This is a genomic window from Methylobacterium sp. 001424705, assembly GCF_059816145.1.
The window spans coordinates 13,092-29,900 of the sequence record NZ_JCBANU010000029.1; the positions used below are offsets into that span (position 1 = coordinate 13,092).

Below are 16,809 nucleotides of genomic sequence, written 5' to 3' on the forward strand. Positions count from 1 at the left end.
TCGGCCCGGTCCCCCGACGCGTTGCAGCATCAGGGTCCCAGGCATATCTTGTGTTCCCTAGCAGTTGTTCCAACGCCGCCACGGTCCACGATCGGCCGGGACGGCCGGCGGATCTCGAGAGCACCCCGCGAGAATACCCCGATGGCCGACATCACCCTGACGCCCCGCGCCGCCAAGCGCATCAACGAGATCATGGGCGCCGAGCCGCCCGGCGCCTCCCTGCGGATCAGCGTGAACGGCGGCGGCTGCTCGGGCTTCTCCTACGCCTTCGACATCGAGCGGGCGCGGGCCGCCGACGACGTCGCGATCGAGCGCGACGGCGCCACCGTCCTGGTCGACCCGATGTCGCTGGAATACATGAGCGGTTCGACCATCGATTTCGTGAACGACCTGATCGGGCAATCCTTCAAGATCGAGAACCCCCAGGCCACCGCCTCCTGTGGCTGCGGAACCTCGTTCTCGCTGTGAATGCGGCGCGGTCCCCGCGGGGGCCCGCCCCCGCGATTGCCTCCCGCGTGAAACTGCGGCACGGATGGGCCCTCTCCCCGACGCCTCCGGGCCTTTCCCCTGAAAGCGCCTCTTCGCCAGCGATCCGGATAAGCCCATGACCTGCTCGAAAGGCCGCCCCCTCCTCGCGTGGGCGACCGGTGCCTCGGCCTGCGTCCTCGTCCTCCTCGGCGCGGGGAGCGCCGTGCAGCCCGGCGCGGCGCGGGCTCAGGAGGCCGCCTCGGCGGTCCAGGACGTCACCCTGCAGGACGTCACCCTGACCTTCGGCGACACGGTGCTGAAGGCCCCGCGCCTCACCGCCAGCGGCACCCGCCTCTCGAAGGACGAACTCACCGCCCTGCTCAAGCCCGGCCCCGGCGAATCCTGGGCCGCCCGCCTCGTGCGCCTCGACGCCGCGAGCCTGGCGATGCCCGAATTGCGGGTGGAGCGCACCGGCACCGCCGGGGCGACGCCGGTGGTCACCTATCGCGACGTGGTGGCCCGCGACGTCCGCGCCGGGCGCGCCGCCGAGCTCACCGCCGCCGGGGCCTCGATCCTCCTGGAGGGCGGCCCCCAGAAGGGCACCGGCACCTACGGCCGGATGCGGGCGACCGATCTCGACCTGACCGTCCTCGCCCGCCTCTACGGCGAGCCGGGCGACGGCAAGAGCGCCCTGCAGCGGATCTACGCCACCTTCGCGGTCGACGACGTCGCCTACGTGGATGCCCGGGGCACCGCCGTGAAGATCGCCCGGATCGAGGGGCGCGACCTCAGCGGCCGCCAGATCCCGGCGACCTGGACGGGGGCGCTCCAGGCCTTCACGGCCGTCGACTACGAGCGGCTCGCGCCGCCCGAGCGCGCGCGGCTGATGAGCCTCGGGGCCGACCTCGCCGAGGCGGTCTCCGTCGGTTCCCTGGAGGCCACCGGCCTCAGCATCCAGGAGGCCAAGCCCCGGGACGCCTTCAGCCTCGGCATCGCCCGCCTCGGGCTGACCGGCGCCGGCCTCCTCCTGGAGGACATCCGCTTCGCGGGCATCGACGGGGCCAAGGCGCGCCTCGCCCGGCTCTCCCTCGACGGCTTCTCCCTCGGCCCGACGGTCGCGGCCCTGCGCAAGCTCGCCACCCTGACCACGCCGCCTTCGGACGGCGAGCTGCGCCTGCTGACGCCGGCCCTCGGCACCCTGGCCCTGAAGGATCTCAGCCTCGACCTGCCGCCCGAGGCGAAGGCGTCCCGCGACCCTGCCGACAAGGCCTTGGCCGACCGGGCGCCGCCCGCCCCGACCCATGTGGGCCTGCGCGACGGCTCGATGAACTTCGCGCCCCCGCGGGACGGGGTGCCGACGGCCGGGCGCCTGAGCCTGTCGGGCCTCACCCTGCCGGCCTCCGCGGTGGCGGGGGTGCCGGGCCTCGGCTCCCTCGGCCTCTACGGCTACAGCGACCTCGACCTCGCCCTGGTGGCCGACACCTCCTGGGACGAGGCCGCCCGCGAGCTCAAGCTCGGCGAGGTCTCGGTCTCCGGCAAGGACATGGGCAGCCTGCGCCTCAACGGCATGATCGGCGGCATCGGCCCGGAGGTCTTCAACCCGGACATGGCGGTGTCGAGCTTCGCCATGCTGTCGGCCACCGCCAAGGCCCTCGACCTGACCATCGAGAACACCGGCCTGTTCGACCGCTTCATCGCCGCGCAGTCGAAGGTGCTCAGCCTGAAGCCCGAGGAGCTGAAGCAGGAATACGTCACCGCGAGCGTGTTCGGCGTGCCCGCGATCCTCGGCAACTCGGCGGGCGCCAAGGCGATCGGCGCCGCGATGGGCCAGTTCGTGACCAAGCCCGGCACCCTCTCGGTCAGCCTGCGGCCGAAGAACGCCGCCGGCATCGGCATGCTGGAGTTCAGCGCCGCCCCGACCCCGGCCGCCCTGTTCGACCGCCTCGAGGTCAACGCCAAGGCAAACTGAGGCAGACGACGGAGGGCCGAGCCGGCCGGACCGATCACGCCGCCCGGCGGGCCGGCGCGGCCGCCGCCACGCAGGCCCGCGCCAGGGCGTCGGTGGCGTCGAGCAGGACCGCGCTCGCCGGACCGGCCGGATCGGCCAGGGCGAGGGGGATCTCGGTGCAGGCCATCACCACCTGCCGGCACCCCTCCGCCACCAGCCCCGCGGCCGCGGTCTCCAGCAGGGGCCGGGCCTGCGCCCCCTGCCCCGCCTTGACGAGGCGGACCGCCCGCATCACCGCCGCCTGGTCCGCGGGCACGCGGCAGGTGAAGCCGTGGCGGCCGAGGTGCCGGGGATAGAGCCCGGACCGGAGGGTGCCGTCGGTGGCGAGCAGCCCCACCGGCCCGCCCGCGAGGCCCCGGCGGGCGAGCCCCGCCGCCACCGCATCGACGATGTGCAGGATCGGGACGGGGGTCAGCGCCTGGAGCGCGCCGTGCCAGTGATGGGCGGTGTTGCAGGGGATCGCGAGGCGGGTGGCGCCGGCGGCCTCGAGGCGGCGCAGGGCCAGGGTCATCGCCGGCAGCGGGTCGGGCCCCTCCCCCAGGATGGCCCGGGTCCGGTCGGGAATGTCGGCGGCCTGGGCCACCATCACGGCGAGATGGTCCTGGTCGCGGGCGGCCGGCGTCGCCTCCACGAGCTTCCGCAGGAAATCCACCGTCGCCATCGGCCCCATGCCGCCCAGGACGCCCAGCAATGGCACGCCCAGCAATGGCACGCTCGGCCCTTCGCTCCCCGCCATCGTCCCGATCCCCGTCGCGCGTCCCGCGGACGGGATGCGCGAAGACCGGCGCGGGGGCCAATGCCGTGTCGGAACGGCCCATGCGGGTTCGGACTAACCCGCCCCGAACGTCACGCGGGTTCGGACGAACCTGCCCCGAGCGTCAGGCGGGTGCGGACGCCGCCGCCCAGATCGCCGCCACGGCGGCGCGTGCCCGGGGGCCGTGGGCCGGGGCGCCGTTGCGGTAGAGGCGGATCTCCAGGGGCACCGCCGGCCCGGCGGCGACGAGGCGGCCCTCGGCGAGTTCCCGGGTGACGAGGCTGCGCGGCACGAAGGCGAGGCCGTGTCCCTCGAGGGCCATGCATTTCAGGGCCTCGGCCATGGGGTTGGCGTGGACCACCGGCCCCGGCGGCAGGCCGAGCTCGGCCTGCGCGAGCGCGCTGACGCGGCCGAGGAAGGAATCCCGTCCGTAGTCGAGGCGCGGCACCGGCCGGCCCTCCGCCCCGGCGGCGAGGTCCGGGCTCCGCACTGGAACCAGCGCGTCGGCGCCGACGACCCGGTGGGGGTAGAGCGCCGGGTCGAGGGGGATCGGCACGCCCGGATGGTGGAAGGTCAGGAGGAAGTCCGCGCCGCCCTCCACCAGGGCCTGGAGGCAGTCGTGGAAGTCGTCCGGCAGGAGCCGCGTCGCCACCGGTCCGGTGCGCGCGGCGAGGGTCCGGAACCAGGCGGGAAAGAACGTCAGGGCCAGGGTGTGCAGCCCGGCGATCCGCACCAGGGGCTCGGGGGAGTCGAGGCCGGCGCGCAGGTCCGCCCGGGCGCCGAGGAGCACCCGCACGCTCTCCTCGGCGGTGTCGCGGAAGCGGCGGCCCTCCGGGGTCAGGGTGGTGGGGTAGGTGCTGCGGTCGACCAGGGCCACCCCGAGCCAGAGTTCGAGGGCCCGGATGCGCCGGCTGAAGGCCGACTGGGTGACGTGGCGGGCTTCCGCCGAGTGGGAGAAGCTGCGGGTCTGGGCGAGGCTAAGGAAATCCTCCAGCCACTTCAGCTCCACGACGGCCGCCCGACCGGGCCTCCGCCGCGGCGCGTCGCGCCCGAGAGACTCGCGCCGGACGGACTCACGCCAGGTCGCGCACCACCACCCGGCCGCGCTCGGCCGAGAGGGCGAGGCGGCCGCTCTTCAGGGCCAGGGCCTTCTCGCCGAACAGCGTCCGGCGCCAGCCGTGCAGCACGGCCACGTCGGCCGCGTCGTCCTCCGCGATGGCCTCGAGGTCGTCCACCGTGGCGATGATCTTCGGGGCGACGCCCTCGGTCTCGCATACGGCCTTCAGCAGGACCTTGAGCAGCTCGACCAGCGCCCCGTTGCCGCCCCGACTGCGGGTGCGCTCGGGCGGGGCGATGTCCGAGAGGTCGCGTGCGAAGCCCCGCTCCACCGCCGCCAGGATGTCGGTGCCGGTGCGCGAGCGCTCGAAGCCGGCGGGAATCGAGCGCAGGCGCCCCAGCGCCTCGACGCTGCGGGGCGCCGAGGTCGCCACGTCGATCACCGCCTCGTCCTTGAGGATGCGCCCGCGCGGCACGTTGCGGCTCTGGGCCTCGCGCTCGCGCCAGGCGGCGACCTCCATCAGCACGGCGATCTCGCGGGGCTTGCGCATCCGCCCCGACAGGCGGCGCCAGGCGGAGGCCGGATCGGCCCGGTAGGTCTCCGGCGAGGTGAGCACGCTCATCTCCTCGTCGAGCCACTCGCCGCGATCGGTGGAGAGGAGCTGGCCCGCCAGCACCTCGTAGACCTTCACGAGGTGCGTCACGTCGGAGAGGGCGTAGCTGAGCTGGGCGTCCGAGAGCGGCCGGCGCGACCAGTCGGTGAAGCGCGAGGACTTGTCGATCTTGGCCTTGGCCACGTCGTTGACCAGCTGCTCGTAGGAGACCGAGTCGCCGTAGCCGCAGACCATGGCGGCGACCTGGGTGTCGAAGAACGGCTGCGGCAGCAGGCCCCCGAGGAGCCAGATGATCTCCAGGTCCTGGCGGGCGGAGTGGAACACCTTCACCACGCCCTCGTCGGCCATCAGGGCGAAGAACGGCGCCAGGTCGATGTCGGGGGAGAGGGGGTCGACGAGCACGCCCGTGCCGTCGGGCGCCGCCATCTGGATGAGGCAGAGCTTCGGATAGTAGGTCGTCTCGCGCATGAACTCCGTGTCGACGGTCACGAAGGGATGGGCGGACAGGCGGGTGCAGGCCTCGGCCAGGTCCGCAGTGGTGGCGATCATATCCATGAATCGGCTATACCGAAGGTTCTCGCCCCAGGCGAGGGACGCCGGACCCGGTCACCAGAATTCGAAGCCGCGAATACCCCTAGGCGGCGACCTCGCGCGGCCCGGCGCGCGTCTTCACCGGGCGGCGCCGGGTCGCCAGCGCCCGGATCTGGGCCGCGCGCTCCCGGCGCTGTGCCTCGGCCCGGGCCAGGAGCCAGTCGAGAATGCCGGCCTCGAGCCGCGTGGTGCTCGCCGGATCGACGAGCCGGCGGATGCGGTCGGCGCGAAATCCCCGGTAGCCGCCCCGCCCCCGGTCGATGCCGCCCAAGAGCGTCCGGCCCGGCCCGAGCTTCAGCTCGCGCGCCTCGACCCGCCGGGTGCTCCAAGCCCCGCGCGAATCCTCGTAGACGATCTCGAAGGTGCCCTCGAGGGGCAGGACGCGCCACCGGCCCTCCTGCCGCTCGCCCGTCGCGGATGCGGCGGTCGCGGCCTCGTGAGTCGCTCCCGCCCGACGCGGAATGTCGAAAAAAGCGTTTGAATTCATAGGCCTGATATGGGAATCACCGGGCGATTCCGGAAGGGTTCCGGGCCTGGATCCGCCGGGTTTCGGCGGTCTTCGGGCCTCACCCGCGCATCGCCGTCGCCTTGACTTCACCTCCCCCGCGTGAATGGTGCGCCGCTCAATCCCCAAAGCCCGTGATCCGTCAGCCCGTTATGCAGCAGCCCGTCATGCACCGTTACCGGACCCATACCTGCGGGGCGCTCCGGCCGTCCGACGTCGGCGAGAGCGTCCGCCTCTCCGGCTGGTGCCACCGCATCCGCGACCATGGCGGCGTGCTGTTCATCGACCTGCGCGACCATTACGGCCTGACCCAGTGCGTGGTGGATTCGGATTCGAAGGCCTTCCAGGCCGCCAACGCGGCGCGCTCGGAATGGGTCATCCGCATCGACGGCCGGGTCCGCACCCGCCCCGCCGGCACCGAGAACCCGGACCTGCCCACCGGCACGCTGGAGGTCTACATCGACGACCTCGAGGTGCTCGGCCCCGCGGGCGAATTGCCGATGCCGGTCTTCGGCGACCTCGACTACCCGGAGGAGACGCGGCTCAAGTACCGCTTCCTCGACCTGCGGCGCGAGAAGCTGCACGCCAACATCATGAAGCGCGGGGCGATCATCGACAGCCTGCGCCGGCGCATGCGGGACGGCGGCTTCTTCGAGTTCCAGACGCCGATCCTCACCGCCTCCTCGCCGGAGGGCGCGCGCGACTACCTCGTCCCGTCCCGCGTCCACCCGGGCAAGTTCTACGCGCTGCCGCAGGCCCCGCAGCAGTTCAAGCAGCTGACGATGATCGCGGGCTTCGACCGCTACTTCCAGATCGCGCCCTGCTTCCGCGACGAGGATGCCCGCGCCGACCGCTCGCCGGGCGAGTTCTACCAGCTCGACATCGAGATGAGCTTCGTGACGCAGGAGGACGTGTTCCAGGCGGTGGAGCCGGTACTGCGCTCGGTCTTCGAGGAATTCGCCGAGGGCAAGCGCGTCACCGGCACCTTCCCGCGCATCCCCTATGCCGAGGCGATGCTGAAATACGGCGTCGACAAGCCGGACCTGCGCAACCCGCTGATCATCGCCGACGTGACGGCCGCGTTCGCCCGCGAGGACGTGGCGTTCAAGGCCTTCAAGGGCGTGATCGCCTCCGGCGGCGTGGTCCGGGCCATCCCGGCCACGGGGGCGGCGACCCAGCCGCGCTCGTTCTTCGACAAGCTCAACGACTTCGCCCGCGCCGAGGGCGCGCCGGGCCTCGGCTACATCATCTTCGAGGACGACAACGGCACGCTCACCGGCAAGGGCCCGATCGCCAAGTTCATCCCCGCCGAAGTCCAGGCCCTGATCGCGGAGAAGACCGGGACCAAGGCCGGGGACGCGGTGTTCTTCTCGGCCGGCACCGAGGCCAAGGCGGCGGCCCTCGCCGGCAAGGCCCGCATCCGCATCGGCGACGAGCTCGGCCTGTCCGACAAGGACCAGTACGCGTTCTGCTGGATCACCGACTTCCCGATGTACGAGTGGAACGAGGACGAGAAGCGGATCGACTTCTCGCACAACCCGTTCTCGATGCCGAACTTCGACCGGGAGGCGTTCCTGGCCCTCGACCCGGCGGATGCCGAGACGATCCTGAACATCAAGGCGTTCCAGTACGACATCGTCTGCAACGGCACCGAGCTGTCCTCGGGCGCGATCCGCAACCATCGCCCCGACGTGATGGAGAAGGCCTTCGGCATCGCCGGCTACGGCGTCGAGGTGCTGGAGGAGAAGTTCGGCGGCATGCTCAACGCCCTGAAGCTCGGCGCCCCCCCGCACGGCGGCATCGCGCCGGGCATCGACCGCATCGTCATGCTGCTCTGCGGCGAGCAGAACCTGCGCGAGGTCGTGCTGTTCCCCATGAACCAGCGCGCCGAGGACCTGATGATGGGCGCCCCGGCCGAGGCCACGCCGAAGCAGCTGCGCGAGCTCCACATCCGCCTCAACCTGCCCGAGAAGGGCGCCTGAGGCGGCCGTCCTCGGGCCGTCCCCGCAGGGGGAGCGGCCCGAGACCGTGGGCTCACGGGACGTCGCGCGCATGACCGTCCTCCGGCCCGCCGAGGCCCTGGCTCGCGCCGTCGCGATCCTCGCGGCGCAGGGCTTCGCGGTGGTGGCCCGCAACACCCGGGGCGACAGCGTCTATCTCAAGCCCGCGGCCTGTGCCTTCGCCCTGCGGGTCTCGAACCACGCCCGCACGCCGAAGCAGCGCAAGAACCACCCCGACGCCATCACCAGCCTCGTCCTGCGCGACCCGACCTCCGAGGCGGCTCTGGCGGAGGCGGTCGCCGTGGCGGTGCGGAATTTCAACGGCGAGCGGGCGAAGCGGGAGCGGGCGGGTCCGGCCTGATCGGGACGCCCGAGGCGCGATTCCCGACTTCCCCAAGCGCGAAAGAATGCAACTTGAGGATGTATGGTCCCTGCAGCGGCGAGATCGGACGAGCGGACCGCTGACGGTGCGATACGACGACCTGATTCAGATCGGATCTGACTGTCTCCGGCTTCGTCCGGTTCGCCACGTGGCCCTGCGCGTCCTGATCGACCGCGGTTCCCACGAGGACTTCCGTACCCCGCACGGGAGGATGGTGCGGACCTTCCTGCCGGGGGCCGATCTTCTGACGAGCCTCCTGATGCGGCGGGGGCGCTCTGCGAAACCCTGGAGCCGGAGCTTCGCGAAGACCGGTCCCCCGACATCGACGGGTTCCGGCGACGCCGCCGGATGGTCCTGAGCGTCGCCGAACCGCTGCGCGCCGGCGACCGGGCCGCGCTTGCGAAATTCCTGCACGGCTGAGAGGCGGACAACAGCCGCGGCACCAGGATCGCGCCCTACGGGGCGCCGACGCCGTTCCCCCCTGGAGGCGGCGTCGGCCTGAGCCTCAGGCTTCGGCCGGCGCGTCATCGCGAAAGTAGGGCTCCACGGGGCCCTTGAGCTTCACCGTCATCGGGTTGCCGGCCCGGTCCAGGGTCTTGCCGGCCGAGAGGCGGACCCAGCCTTCGCTGACGCAGTATTCCTCGACATTGGTCTTCTCGACGCCCTTGAAGCGGATGCCGATGCCGCGCTCGAGCATCTTCTCGTCGTAGTACGGGCTGTTGGGATTCACAGCGAGGCGGTCGGGGGGCGTGTCGGACATCGTCGCGGGCCTTGGATCGTTTCACGTCGTGCGGTGGGGACGGCGAGCGCTAGCGGGTACGGGATTCGGCGCGAGGCCGCAACGCCGGGCCGTCCGGAGCGCGCGTCGCGGGGGCGGCCAGGAACGCAATCCCCGTCGCGATGGAACAAAATCCGCCGATCGTCAGCGTCGGGCCGCGGTCCGGACGCGACAGGAATGCCCCGCCGTAGGAGTTTGTGCCGAAGGGAAAACCGGCCCGAAGAGCGGGCGGGCACGGTCGATTCGGGGTCTCCGCGCGCGGGTTGCGCCCATCCGGCAGCCGGTGCAACAGGAGCCCCCAGCGAAGATCCCGCCGATGATGGGAGACGCGCTCCGACGCCGGGGCAGCGCGCAATCCTCAGGAGGACGACCATGGGCGACAATATGTCCGACGATCTCAAGTCGGGAGCGCTCGTCTATCACCGACTGCCGCGGCCCGGGAAACTGGAGATCCAGGCGACCAAGCCGCTGGGCAACCAGCGCGACCTGGCGCTGGCCTACTCGCCCGGCGTCGCCGCCGCCTGCATGGCGATCCACGAGGATCCGCAGGAGGCCGCCACCCTCACCATCCGGCAGAACCTCGTCGCGGTGCTCACCAACGGCACGGCCGTGCTCGGCCTCGGCGACATCGGGCCGCTCGCCTCGAAGCCCGTGATGGAGGGCAAGGCCGTCCTGTTCAAGAAGTTCGCCGGCATCGACGTGTTCGACATCGAGGTCGCCCAGCACGACGTGGCCAAGCTCGTCGACGTGGTCTGCGCCCTGGAGCCGACCTTCGGCGGCATCAACCTCGAGGACATCAAGGCGCCGGAGTGCTTCGAGGTCGAGGAGCAGTGCCGGGCCCGGATGAACATCCCGGTCTTCCACGACGACCAGCACGGCACCGCGATCATCGTGGCGGCCGCCGTCCTCAACGGCCTGGAGCTCGCCGGCAAGCAGCTCTCCGACGTCCGCATCGTCACCTCGGGCGCGGGTGCGGCGGCGCTCGCCTGCCTCAACCTGCTGGTGTCGCTGGGCGCCCGCGTCGAGAACATCACCGTCACCGACATCAAGGGCGTGGTCTACAAGGGCCGGCCCGAGCTGATGGACCGCTGGAAGGACGTCTACGCCCAGGAGACGCAGGCCCGGACCCTGGCCGAGGTGATCCCCGGCGCCGACGTGTTCATCGGCCTCTCGGCCGGCGGCGTCCTGAAGCCCGAATACCTGGAAACGATGGCCGACAAGCCGCTGATCATGGCGCTGGCCAACCCCTACCCCGAGATCATGCCGGACCTGGCGCAGGAGAAGCGCCCCGACGCGATGATCTGCACCGGGCGCTCGGACTTCCCCAACCAGGTCAACAACGTCCTGTGCTTCCCCTACATCTTTCGGGGCGCCCTCGACGTCGGCGCCACCTCGATCAACGAGGAGATGAAGCAGGCCGCCGTGAAGGCGATCGCCGCGCTCGCCCGCGAGACGCCCTCCGACGTGGTCGCCCGCGCCTATGGCGGCGAGGCCCGGCCCTTCGGCCCGCGCTCGCTGATCCCGAGCCCGTTCGACCCCCGCCTGATCCTGCGCATCGCCCCGGCCGTGGCCCAGGCCGCGATGGATTCGGGCGTCGCCGGGCGGCCGCTCGAGAACATCCAGGCCTATACCGACAGCCTCGACCGCTTCGTCCACCGCTCGGGCTTCATCATGAAGCCGATCTTCTCCAAGGCGAAGGAGAACCCCAAGCGGGTCATCTACACCGAGGGCGAGGACGAGCGCGTGCTGCGCGCCGCCCAGGCGATCTGCGAGGACAAGGTCGCGCGGCCGATCCTCGTCGGCCGGCCCCGGGTGATCGAGACCCGGATCAAGCGCTTCGGCCTCTCCCTGAAGCAGGGCGTCGATTTCGACCTCATCGATCCCGAGGACGATCCGCGCTACCGCGACTACGTAGCCACCTACCTGGAGGCCGCCGGCCGGCGCGGCATCACGCCCGACGCCGCCCGCACCCTGGTGCGCACCAACAACACGGTGATCGGCGCCATCGCGGTGCGCCGCGGCGAGGCGGACGCGCTGATCTGCGGCCTCGAGGGCCGCTTCGAGACCCGCCTGCGGGTGATCCGCGACGTGATCGGCCTCGCGCCCGGCGTGCTCGATTTCGCCGCCATGAGCCTGATCGTCACCAAGGAGGGCGCCTACTTCCTCGCCGACACCCATGTGCGGCCGGATCCCAGCGCGGAGGAGATCGCCGACGTCGCCGTGGCCTGCGCCGAGCATGTCAGCCGCTTCGGCCTGACCCCGAAGATCGCGCTGCTGAGCCACTCGGATTTCGGCCAGTCGGATTCGCGTTCGGCGGTGAAGATGCGCACCGCCCTGGGCCTGATCCGCGAGCGTCGCTCCGACCTCGAGGTCGACGGGGAGATGCAGGCCGATTCCGCCCTGTCGGAGCTGATCCGCGACCGGGTGATGCCGGCCTCGCGCCTGAAGGGCGCGGCCAACGTGCTGATCCTGCCGAACCTGGATGCGGCCAACATCGCCTTCCAGTTCGCCAAGGTGCTGGCCGACGCCCTGCCCGTCGGGCCCCTGCTCATCGGCCCGGCCAAGCCCGCCCACATCCTGTCGCCCTCGGTGACCGCCCGCGGCATCGTCAACGTCACGGCCGCCGCCGTGGTCGAGGCGCAGGCGGCCGAGGTCGGCGCCAGCCCGGTGCTGGCCGAGCCCGGCGTCGGGCCGACCTCCGCCTGAGGGCGGCGACGGCGTCCGGCAAGGGCGAGACCCGCGCGCCGGACGCAGGGGCGGCGGCCGGTCCGCCGCCTCGCCCTGGCAGGCCAAATGCGCTAGCCCTTCGCACGAGGGAGCGTGCGACGGCCGGGCGCGAATCCGGCGCGCCGTCGCGGGCACGGGAGACACGGGATGCAACTCGGCATGATCGGCCTCGGCCGGATGGGCGGCAACATCGTCCGCCGGCTCCTGCGGGACGGGCACCAGGCGGTGGTCTTCGACCAGAACCCGGAGGCGGTCGCCGCCCTGGTGGCGGAGGGCGCCACGGGGGCGGACAGCCTCGAGGACTTCGTCGCCAGGCTCTCCGTGCCCCGGGCCGCCTGGGTGATGCTCCCGGCGGGCGCCATCACCGAGGCCACGGTGACGAGTCTCGGGGGCCTGATGGCCCCGGACGACGTCATCATCGACGGCGGCAATTCCTTCTACAAGGACGACATCCGCCGCGCCGCCACGCTGAAGGGCGCTGGCATCCACTACGTCGACGTCGGCACCTCCGGCGGCGTCTGGGGCCTGGAGCGCGGCTACTGCATGATGATCGGCGGCGACACGGCCGCCCTGGAGCGCCTCGACCCGGTCTTCCGGACCCTGGCGCCCGGCCTCGGCACCATCCCGAAGACCCCGGGGCGCGAGGGCCGCGATCCCCGCGCGGAGGCCGGCTACATCCATGCGGGTCCGAGCGGGGCCGGCCACTTCGTCAAGATGGTCCACAACGGCATCGAGTACGGCCTGATGCAGGCCTATGCCGAGGGCTTCGACATCCTCCGGCACGCCGATTCCGAGGACCTGCCCGAGGCCCAGCGCTTCCGGCTGAACATCGGCGACATCGCCGAGGTCTGGCGCCGCGGCAGCGTCGTCTCGTCCTGGCTCCTCGACCTCACCGCCGGGGCCCTGGCCCGGGACGAGCACCTGGAGGACTTCTCCGGCTTCGTCGCCGATTCCGGCGAGGGCCGCTGGACCCTGAACGCCGCCATCGAGGAATCCGTGCCGGCCAACGTGCTCTCGGCCGCCCTCTACGCGCGCTTCCGCTCCCGCGAGGAGGCGAGCTACGCCGACAAGCTGCTCTCGGCCATGCGCAAGGGTTTCGGCGGCCACCAGGAGCCGAAATAACCCCGCGGCGGTCGCCCGCGCGTCCGGGGGGCCGCCCCCCGGACCCGTCCCGCCCCCATCGAGGTTCCGCGCCGATGATCCCCCTGCCCGAGGCCGCCGAGATCCTGCCCGATGCCGACGCGGTGGCGGAGGCCGCCGCCGCCCGCCTCGTGGCCCTGTGCGGCTCGGCGCCGCGTCCGACCATCGCGGTCTGCCTCTCCGGCGGCTCCACGCCCAAGCGCCTCTACGCCCGGCTGAGCGGCCCGGACTACCGGGCGCAGCTGCCCTGGGAACGCCTGCACTGGTTCTTCGGCGACGACCGGATGGTGCCGTGGACGGATGCGGCGAGCAATGTCCGCATGGCGCGCGAGGCCTTCGGCGACGCGCCGATCCCGGAGGGCCACCTGCACGGGATGGACACGGGCGGAACCCCGGAGTCCGGGGCGCGCGCCTATGCCGAGACCCTGCGGGCGTTCTACGGCGCCGCCGTCCTCGATCCCGCCCGGCCCCTGTTCGACCTCGTCCTCCTCGGCCTCGGCGAGGACGGGCACACGGCCTCGCTGTTTCCGGCCAAGCCGGCCCTGGCCGAGCGGCAGGCCTGGACGGCGCCGGTGCCGGAGGCGGGGCTCGCCCCCTTCGTGCCGCGCATCACCCTCACCTTCCCGGCCCTCGCCTCGGCCCGGGAGACCCTGGTCCTCGTGACAGGAGCGGGGAAGCAGGAACCCCTGCGCCGACTCGCCCGCGGCGAGGACCTGCCCGTCCGGCACCTGCGCAGTGTTGGCCGCCTGGTCTGGCTGATCGACCAGGAGGCGGCAGGCGCCTGATCTGCGCGACATCAGAGATGCGGCGGTCCCGGCCGACGCTTCACTGACAAAAGATGTTGATTTGTCGGTATCGGTAGGCGAACACTTTCGAATTGCCGGACTGGCCCGGTTTCGCAACGCTGTGTCATGGGCGGGGAGTCTTGGGCGTGGAGTCTTCCGCAGGCCTGTCCCGCCGCCCCGCCCGTCCCCGGCGGTGGCGCCGCACCGCCCGGCACCGCATCGGACCGCTGCGCTCGATCTCCGAGGCCGCGCCGCATCCGATCCTGCGCGGCATGCGCTCAGGCGCCATCGCGGGCCTCGCCCTGGTGGCCGGCCTCGGCCTGCCCATCCTGCTGGTTCTCACCGTGAAGGCGCCCTCCCCGGCCATGGACGAGGCGCCCGCCGCCGCCCGGGTCTGGGCCGCCGAGCCGGTCGCCCGGGCCGTGGCCGAGCCCGCGCCCCCTCTCGCGCCCGCCAGGGGGCCGGCCGCGACGGCGGGAGCCGGGGTCGACGCCGGGTCGAGCCGCGACGCGCGCGGCCCGGGCCCCGCCGCCCCGCCGCCGACCTCGGGGCGTGGGGAAGGGGCGCGCTCGGCCCTCAGCCTCGACCGGATCCCGGTGCTCGACGACCCGAGCGGGGCCCTCACGATCGAGGATCCGACGGCGCCGGAAGCCAGGCCGGTGCGGCCGGCCCGCGCCGCCGCGGCCAAGCCTCCCAGAACGCCCTGACGCCGTCCGCCCAGGCCGGCGCATGACAAGACCCGCCGCGACGGGCGTCGGGCGGGTCGAAACGTCGGGGACAGGCCTCGATCAGGCCGCGCGCCGGGCCGTCGACAGGGCGTTGTCGTTGAGCGCGACGAACATGCCGGCGGAGCCCGTGTCGGCGGCCGCCGGTCCGGAGGCCTCCTCGTCCACCAGCAAGGCCAGCATCGGGCCGATGGCGACGGCGGCCAGGCCGAGAACGAACAGAGAGAGCATCGAAGTATCCCGGTTGCGGTGCGACGGAGGATTGTCGCACCGCACAACGGGGTTTGGTATGCCACATACCGCAAGGCGGTCATGCAACCGGGGCCGGCCTCGACGGCCGGCAAGCGACGGTGGGGCCGCGAAGGTCGGGACGATCGCTCGGACGAGGTCGGTCGCTTCCGCGGCCCCGATCCCGCGATCATCGGTGCAGCGGCTCGGGGACGATCGGCGGCAGCGGCAGCAGGTAGTAGCCGCCGACCAGCAGGATGGCCGACAGGACGAGGCCGAGGGAGGAGACGTACAGCACGGCGAACACGTCGCGATTGAAGTCCGCCGTCTGCAGCACGACGATCGCGAAGGGAATGCTCACCAGGGCGAGGAGGACGGAGAGGACCATCGCGGAACCTTTGCTCGAAACCTTGCCCGGAATGTTGCCCGGTGGGGGCCCGCCCGACACCGCTCGGGATCGCCCGGGGGCGGACGGCTTCGAGCCGGGCTCCGGGCCCGGCTCGAGAGGGGGACGTCGCGTCGGGCCGGGCGCGGCGGGACGCCCGGGGATGCCCCGGCCCGGGGGCCGGGGCGCGGGCGGGTCAGGCGTGCGCCAGGGCGCCGGCCGGCTGGGCCACGCCTTGCGCGGCGTGGTGGCGCTTCAGCATCGGCCGCAGCACGGCGATGGCGAGGAAGGCCGCGACGAGGTCCATCACCGCCACGGTGTAGAGCACCGTCGCCCAGGTCCCGGTCGCCTGCATCAGCAGGTTGCCCACCGGCACGAACAGCGCGGCGAAGCCCTTGGCGCAATAGAGCACGCCGTAGATCTTGCCGATGTGCTTGGAGCCGAAGGTGTCGGCGGCGGTGGCGCTGAACAGGGAGTAGACCTCGCCCCAGGCCAGGAACACGATGCCCGAGAGGATGACGAAGGCCCACGGGTTGGTGCCGAAGTAGCCCAGCGCGACGATGCCGATCCCCTCCATGGTGAAGGCGATGAACATCGTCTTCTCGCGCCCGATCCGGTCGGAGACGTAGCCGAAGAGCGGACGCGAGATGCCGTTCATGATCCGGTCGAGCATCAGCGCGAAGGGCAGCGCGGCCATGGCGAAGAAGTACAGGTTGACCTGGAATTCCTTGACGCCGAGATCCTGCGCGATGACGCCGAGCTGGGCCACCGCCATCAGGCCGCCCGTGACCGTGCAGGTGAACATCAGCAGCATCACCCAGAACACCGGCGTGCGCAGGGCCTCGCGCAGGGTGTAGTCGCGCCGGGTCTGCAGCACCTTGGTGGAGAAGGTGACCTCGCCCTTGGACGGTGCGCGCAGGCCGATGGCCGCCAGCATGATGATGCCGCCCTGGATCAGCCCGAAGATGAAGAAGGCCTGGGCGTAGCTGCCCTGCGAAATCATGTTGGCGATCGGGATGATCGTCAGGGCCGAGCCCGCGCCGTAGCCGCCCGCCGTCAGGCCGACCGCGAGGCCGCGCTTGTCCGGGAACCACTTCAGGGCGTTGTTGATGCAGGTGGCGTAGACGCAGCCGACGCCGATGCCGCCCGCCACCGAGCCGGCATAGAAGCCGGTGAGCGAGGTGGCGTAGGAGTTGATGACCCAGGCCAGGCCCGTCATCAGGCCGCCGAACATCACCACGCGGCTCGGGCCGTACTTGTCGATGAAGTAGCCCTCGATCGGAGTCAGCCAGGTCTGGACCACGACGAAGATCGTGAACGCGACCTGGATCGCCGCGCGATCCCAGCCGAAGGTCTTCTGGATCTCGGGGACGAAGAGTGTCCAGGCATATTGTATATTGGCAGCGGCGACCATGCAGGCCACGCCGAGAATCAGTTGCAACCATCGATTGACGGATGGTTTCGTTGCGGGGGGCGCGGCAGCAGTCATCGCCATGAGCTCGTTTCCTCGTTCTGCTTGGGACGGGATGCGTTGTGTTGAAGATCCCGATTGGAATGCTCGATTGCGGCCCGCACGCCTGAGGCGAATCCTATGGTTCATTTGTCGGGCAGCACACCTGCATTATTTGGTATGCCACGGATCGGTGCAAGCAGAATAATGCTA

16 protein-coding genes are annotated in these 16,809 nt (G+C 71.8%); 8 read left to right on the forward strand and 8 right to left on the reverse strand.

Going from position 1 to position 16,809, the window contains the following annotated elements:
• Nucleotides 1–141: 141 nt before the first annotated feature.
• Together erpA and AC6EUL_RS19345 are read left to right on the forward strand one after the other, a co-directional pair.
• Nucleotides 142–468, forward strand: coding sequence for an iron-sulfur cluster insertion protein ErpA (gene erpA / locus AC6EUL_RS19340; RefSeq protein ID WP_056349834.1), 327 nt, complete (start codon nt 142–144; stop codon nt 466–468).
• Between the two features lie 136 nt (nt 469–604).
• On the forward strand, nt 605–2,437 hold the full coding sequence (locus AC6EUL_RS19345; RefSeq protein ID WP_499872065.1) for an aq_1923 C-terminal domain: 1,833 nt from the start codon (nt 605–607) through the stop codon (nt 2,435–2,437).
• 34 nt (nt 2,438–2,471) lie between these two features.
• Here AC6EUL_RS19345 and cuyB read toward each other — a convergent pair whose 3' ends face one another.
• The 4 genes from cuyB to AC6EUL_RS19365 form a co-directional block, all read right to left on the reverse strand.
• The gene (gene cuyB, locus AC6EUL_RS19350; protein ID WP_499872067.1) at nt 2,472–3,212 is read right to left on the reverse strand and encodes a cysteate racemase; all 741 of its coding nucleotides are present in this window, start codon (nt 3,210–3,212) and stop codon (nt 2,472–2,474) included.
• A gap of 142 nt (nt 3,213–3,354) precedes the next feature.
• Entirely contained in the window at nt 3,355–4,239 is an 885-nt protein-coding gene (locus tag AC6EUL_RS19355; protein ID WP_499872070.1) for a LysR family transcriptional regulator, read from the reverse strand.
• 64 nt (nt 4,240–4,303) lie between these two features.
• Entirely contained in the window at nt 4,304–5,455 is a 1,152-nt protein-coding gene (rnd, locus tag AC6EUL_RS19360) for a ribonuclease D (protein WP_499872072.1), read from the reverse strand.
• A 79-nt stretch (nt 5,456–5,534) separates the two neighbouring features.
• Complete coding sequence (locus tag AC6EUL_RS19365) at nt 5,535–5,978, reverse strand: hypothetical protein (protein ID WP_499872075.1); 444 nt, start codon at nt 5,976–5,978, stop codon at nt 5,535–5,537.
• A gap of 185 nt (nt 5,979–6,163) precedes the next feature.
• On the opposite strand from AC6EUL_RS19365, the gene aspS reads away from it, so the two are divergent.
• Together aspS and AC6EUL_RS19375 are read left to right on the forward strand one after the other, a co-directional pair.
• On the forward strand, nt 6,164–7,978 hold the full coding sequence (gene aspS / locus AC6EUL_RS19370) for an aspartate--tRNA ligase (protein ID WP_056277867.1): 1,815 nt from the start codon (nt 6,164–6,166) through the stop codon (nt 7,976–7,978).
• Between the two features lie 70 nt (nt 7,979–8,048).
• Nucleotides 8,049–8,357 (forward strand): hypothetical protein, encoded by a 309-nt coding sequence (locus AC6EUL_RS19375; RefSeq protein WP_056214162.1) that lies wholly within the window; start codon nt 8,049–8,051, stop codon nt 8,355–8,357.
• Between the two features lie 526 nt (nt 8,358–8,883).
• On the opposite strand, the gene AC6EUL_RS19380 is transcribed toward AC6EUL_RS19375, so the two are convergent.
• Nucleotides 8,884–9,138 (reverse strand): DUF3297 family protein, encoded by a 255-nt coding sequence (locus tag AC6EUL_RS19380; protein WP_056214155.1) that lies wholly within the window; start codon nt 9,136–9,138, stop codon nt 8,884–8,886.
• A 390-nt stretch (nt 9,139–9,528) separates the two neighbouring features.
• On the opposite strand from AC6EUL_RS19380, the gene AC6EUL_RS19385 reads away from it, so the two are divergent.
• The 4 genes from AC6EUL_RS19385 (at nt 9,529) to AC6EUL_RS19400 (ending at nt 14,515) form a co-directional block, all read left to right on the forward strand.
• Nucleotides 9,529–11,862 carry an NADP-dependent malic enzyme gene (locus AC6EUL_RS19385; protein ID WP_056214152.1) on the forward strand — a complete coding sequence of 778 codons (2,334 nt, stop codon included), beginning with the start codon at nt 9,529–9,531 and terminating at the stop codon, nt 11,860–11,862.
• Nucleotides 11,863–12,030: 168 nt separating this feature from the next.
• Entirely contained in the window at nt 12,031–13,005 is a 975-nt protein-coding gene (gene gnd, locus AC6EUL_RS19390; RefSeq protein ID WP_499872079.1) for a phosphogluconate dehydrogenase (NAD(+)-dependent, decarboxylating), read from the forward strand.
• Between the two features lie 74 nt (nt 13,006–13,079).
• Nucleotides 13,080–13,808: a 6-phosphogluconolactonase gene (gene pgl / locus AC6EUL_RS19395; RefSeq protein WP_499872081.1), complete on the forward strand. Its 729-nt coding sequence runs from the start codon at nt 13,080–13,082 to the stop codon at nt 13,806–13,808.
• A gap of 146 nt (nt 13,809–13,954) precedes the next feature.
• Nucleotides 13,955–14,515 carry a hypothetical protein gene (locus AC6EUL_RS19400; protein WP_499872083.1) on the forward strand — a complete coding sequence of 187 codons (561 nt, stop codon included), beginning with the start codon at nt 13,955–13,957 and terminating at the stop codon, nt 14,513–14,515.
• Nucleotides 14,516–14,596: 81 nt separating this feature from the next.
• Here the strand turns inward: AC6EUL_RS19400 and AC6EUL_RS19405 are convergent, their stop codons facing one another.
• The 3 genes from AC6EUL_RS19405 to oxlT form a co-directional block, all read right to left on the reverse strand.
• Entirely contained in the window at nt 14,597–14,764 is a 168-nt protein-coding gene (locus AC6EUL_RS19405) for a hypothetical protein (RefSeq protein ID WP_156389587.1), read from the reverse strand.
• A gap of 187 nt (nt 14,765–14,951) precedes the next feature.
• Entirely contained in the window at nt 14,952–15,149 is a 198-nt protein-coding gene (locus AC6EUL_RS19410) for a hypothetical protein (protein ID WP_056214138.1), read from the reverse strand.
• 193 nt (nt 15,150–15,342) lie between these two features.
• Nucleotides 15,343–16,635: an oxalate/formate MFS antiporter gene (gene oxlT / locus AC6EUL_RS19415; RefSeq protein WP_056214277.1), complete on the reverse strand. Its 1,293-nt coding sequence runs from the start codon at nt 16,633–16,635 to the stop codon at nt 15,343–15,345.
• Between the last annotated feature and the right edge of the window lie 174 nt (nt 16,636–16,809).

What these genes read in the sequence shown, in the direction of transcription:
- AC6EUL_RS19380 (WP_056214155.1), bottom strand. Translation starts at nt 9,138, where the DNA reads ATGTCCGACACGCCCCCCGACCGCCTCGCTGTGAATCCCAACAGCCCG.
- rnd (WP_499872072.1), bottom strand. Translation starts at nt 5,455, where the DNA reads ATGGATATGATCGCCACCACTGCGGACCTGGCCGAGGCCTGCACCCGC.
- AC6EUL_RS19405 (WP_156389587.1), bottom strand. Translation starts at nt 14,764, where the DNA reads ATGCTCTCTCTGTTCGTTCTCGGCCTGGCCGCCGTCGCCATCGGCCCG.
- AC6EUL_RS19410 (WP_056214138.1), bottom strand. Translation starts at nt 15,149, where the DNA reads ATGGTCCTCTCCGTCCTCCTCGCCCTGGTGAGCATTCCCTTCGCGATC.
- oxlT (WP_056214277.1), bottom strand. Translation starts at nt 16,635, where the DNA reads ATGACTGCTGCCGCGCCCCCCGCAACGAAACCATCCGTCAATCGATGG.
- AC6EUL_RS19365 (WP_499872075.1), bottom strand. Translation starts at nt 5,978, where the DNA reads ATGAATTCAAACGCTTTTTTCGACATTCCGCGTCGGGCGGGAGCGACT.
- AC6EUL_RS19345 (WP_499872065.1), top strand. Translation starts at nt 605, where the DNA reads ATGACCTGCTCGAAAGGCCGCCCCCTCCTCGCGTGGGCGACCGGTGCC.
- pgl (WP_499872081.1), top strand. Translation starts at nt 13,080, where the DNA reads ATGATCCCCCTGCCCGAGGCCGCCGAGATCCTGCCCGATGCCGACGCG.
- aspS (WP_056277867.1), top strand. Translation starts at nt 6,164, where the DNA reads ATGCACCGTTACCGGACCCATACCTGCGGGGCGCTCCGGCCGTCCGAC.
- cuyB (WP_499872067.1), bottom strand. Translation starts at nt 3,212, where the DNA reads ATGGCGGGGAGCGAAGGGCCGAGCGTGCCATTGCTGGGCGTGCCATTG.
- erpA (WP_056349834.1), top strand. Translation starts at nt 142, where the DNA reads ATGGCCGACATCACCCTGACGCCCCGCGCCGCCAAGCGCATCAACGAG.
- AC6EUL_RS19385 (WP_056214152.1), top strand. Translation starts at nt 9,529, where the DNA reads ATGGGCGACAATATGTCCGACGATCTCAAGTCGGGAGCGCTCGTCTAT.
- gnd (WP_499872079.1), top strand. Translation starts at nt 12,031, where the DNA reads ATGCAACTCGGCATGATCGGCCTCGGCCGGATGGGCGGCAACATCGTC.
- AC6EUL_RS19375 (WP_056214162.1), top strand. Translation starts at nt 8,049, where the DNA reads ATGACCGTCCTCCGGCCCGCCGAGGCCCTGGCTCGCGCCGTCGCGATC.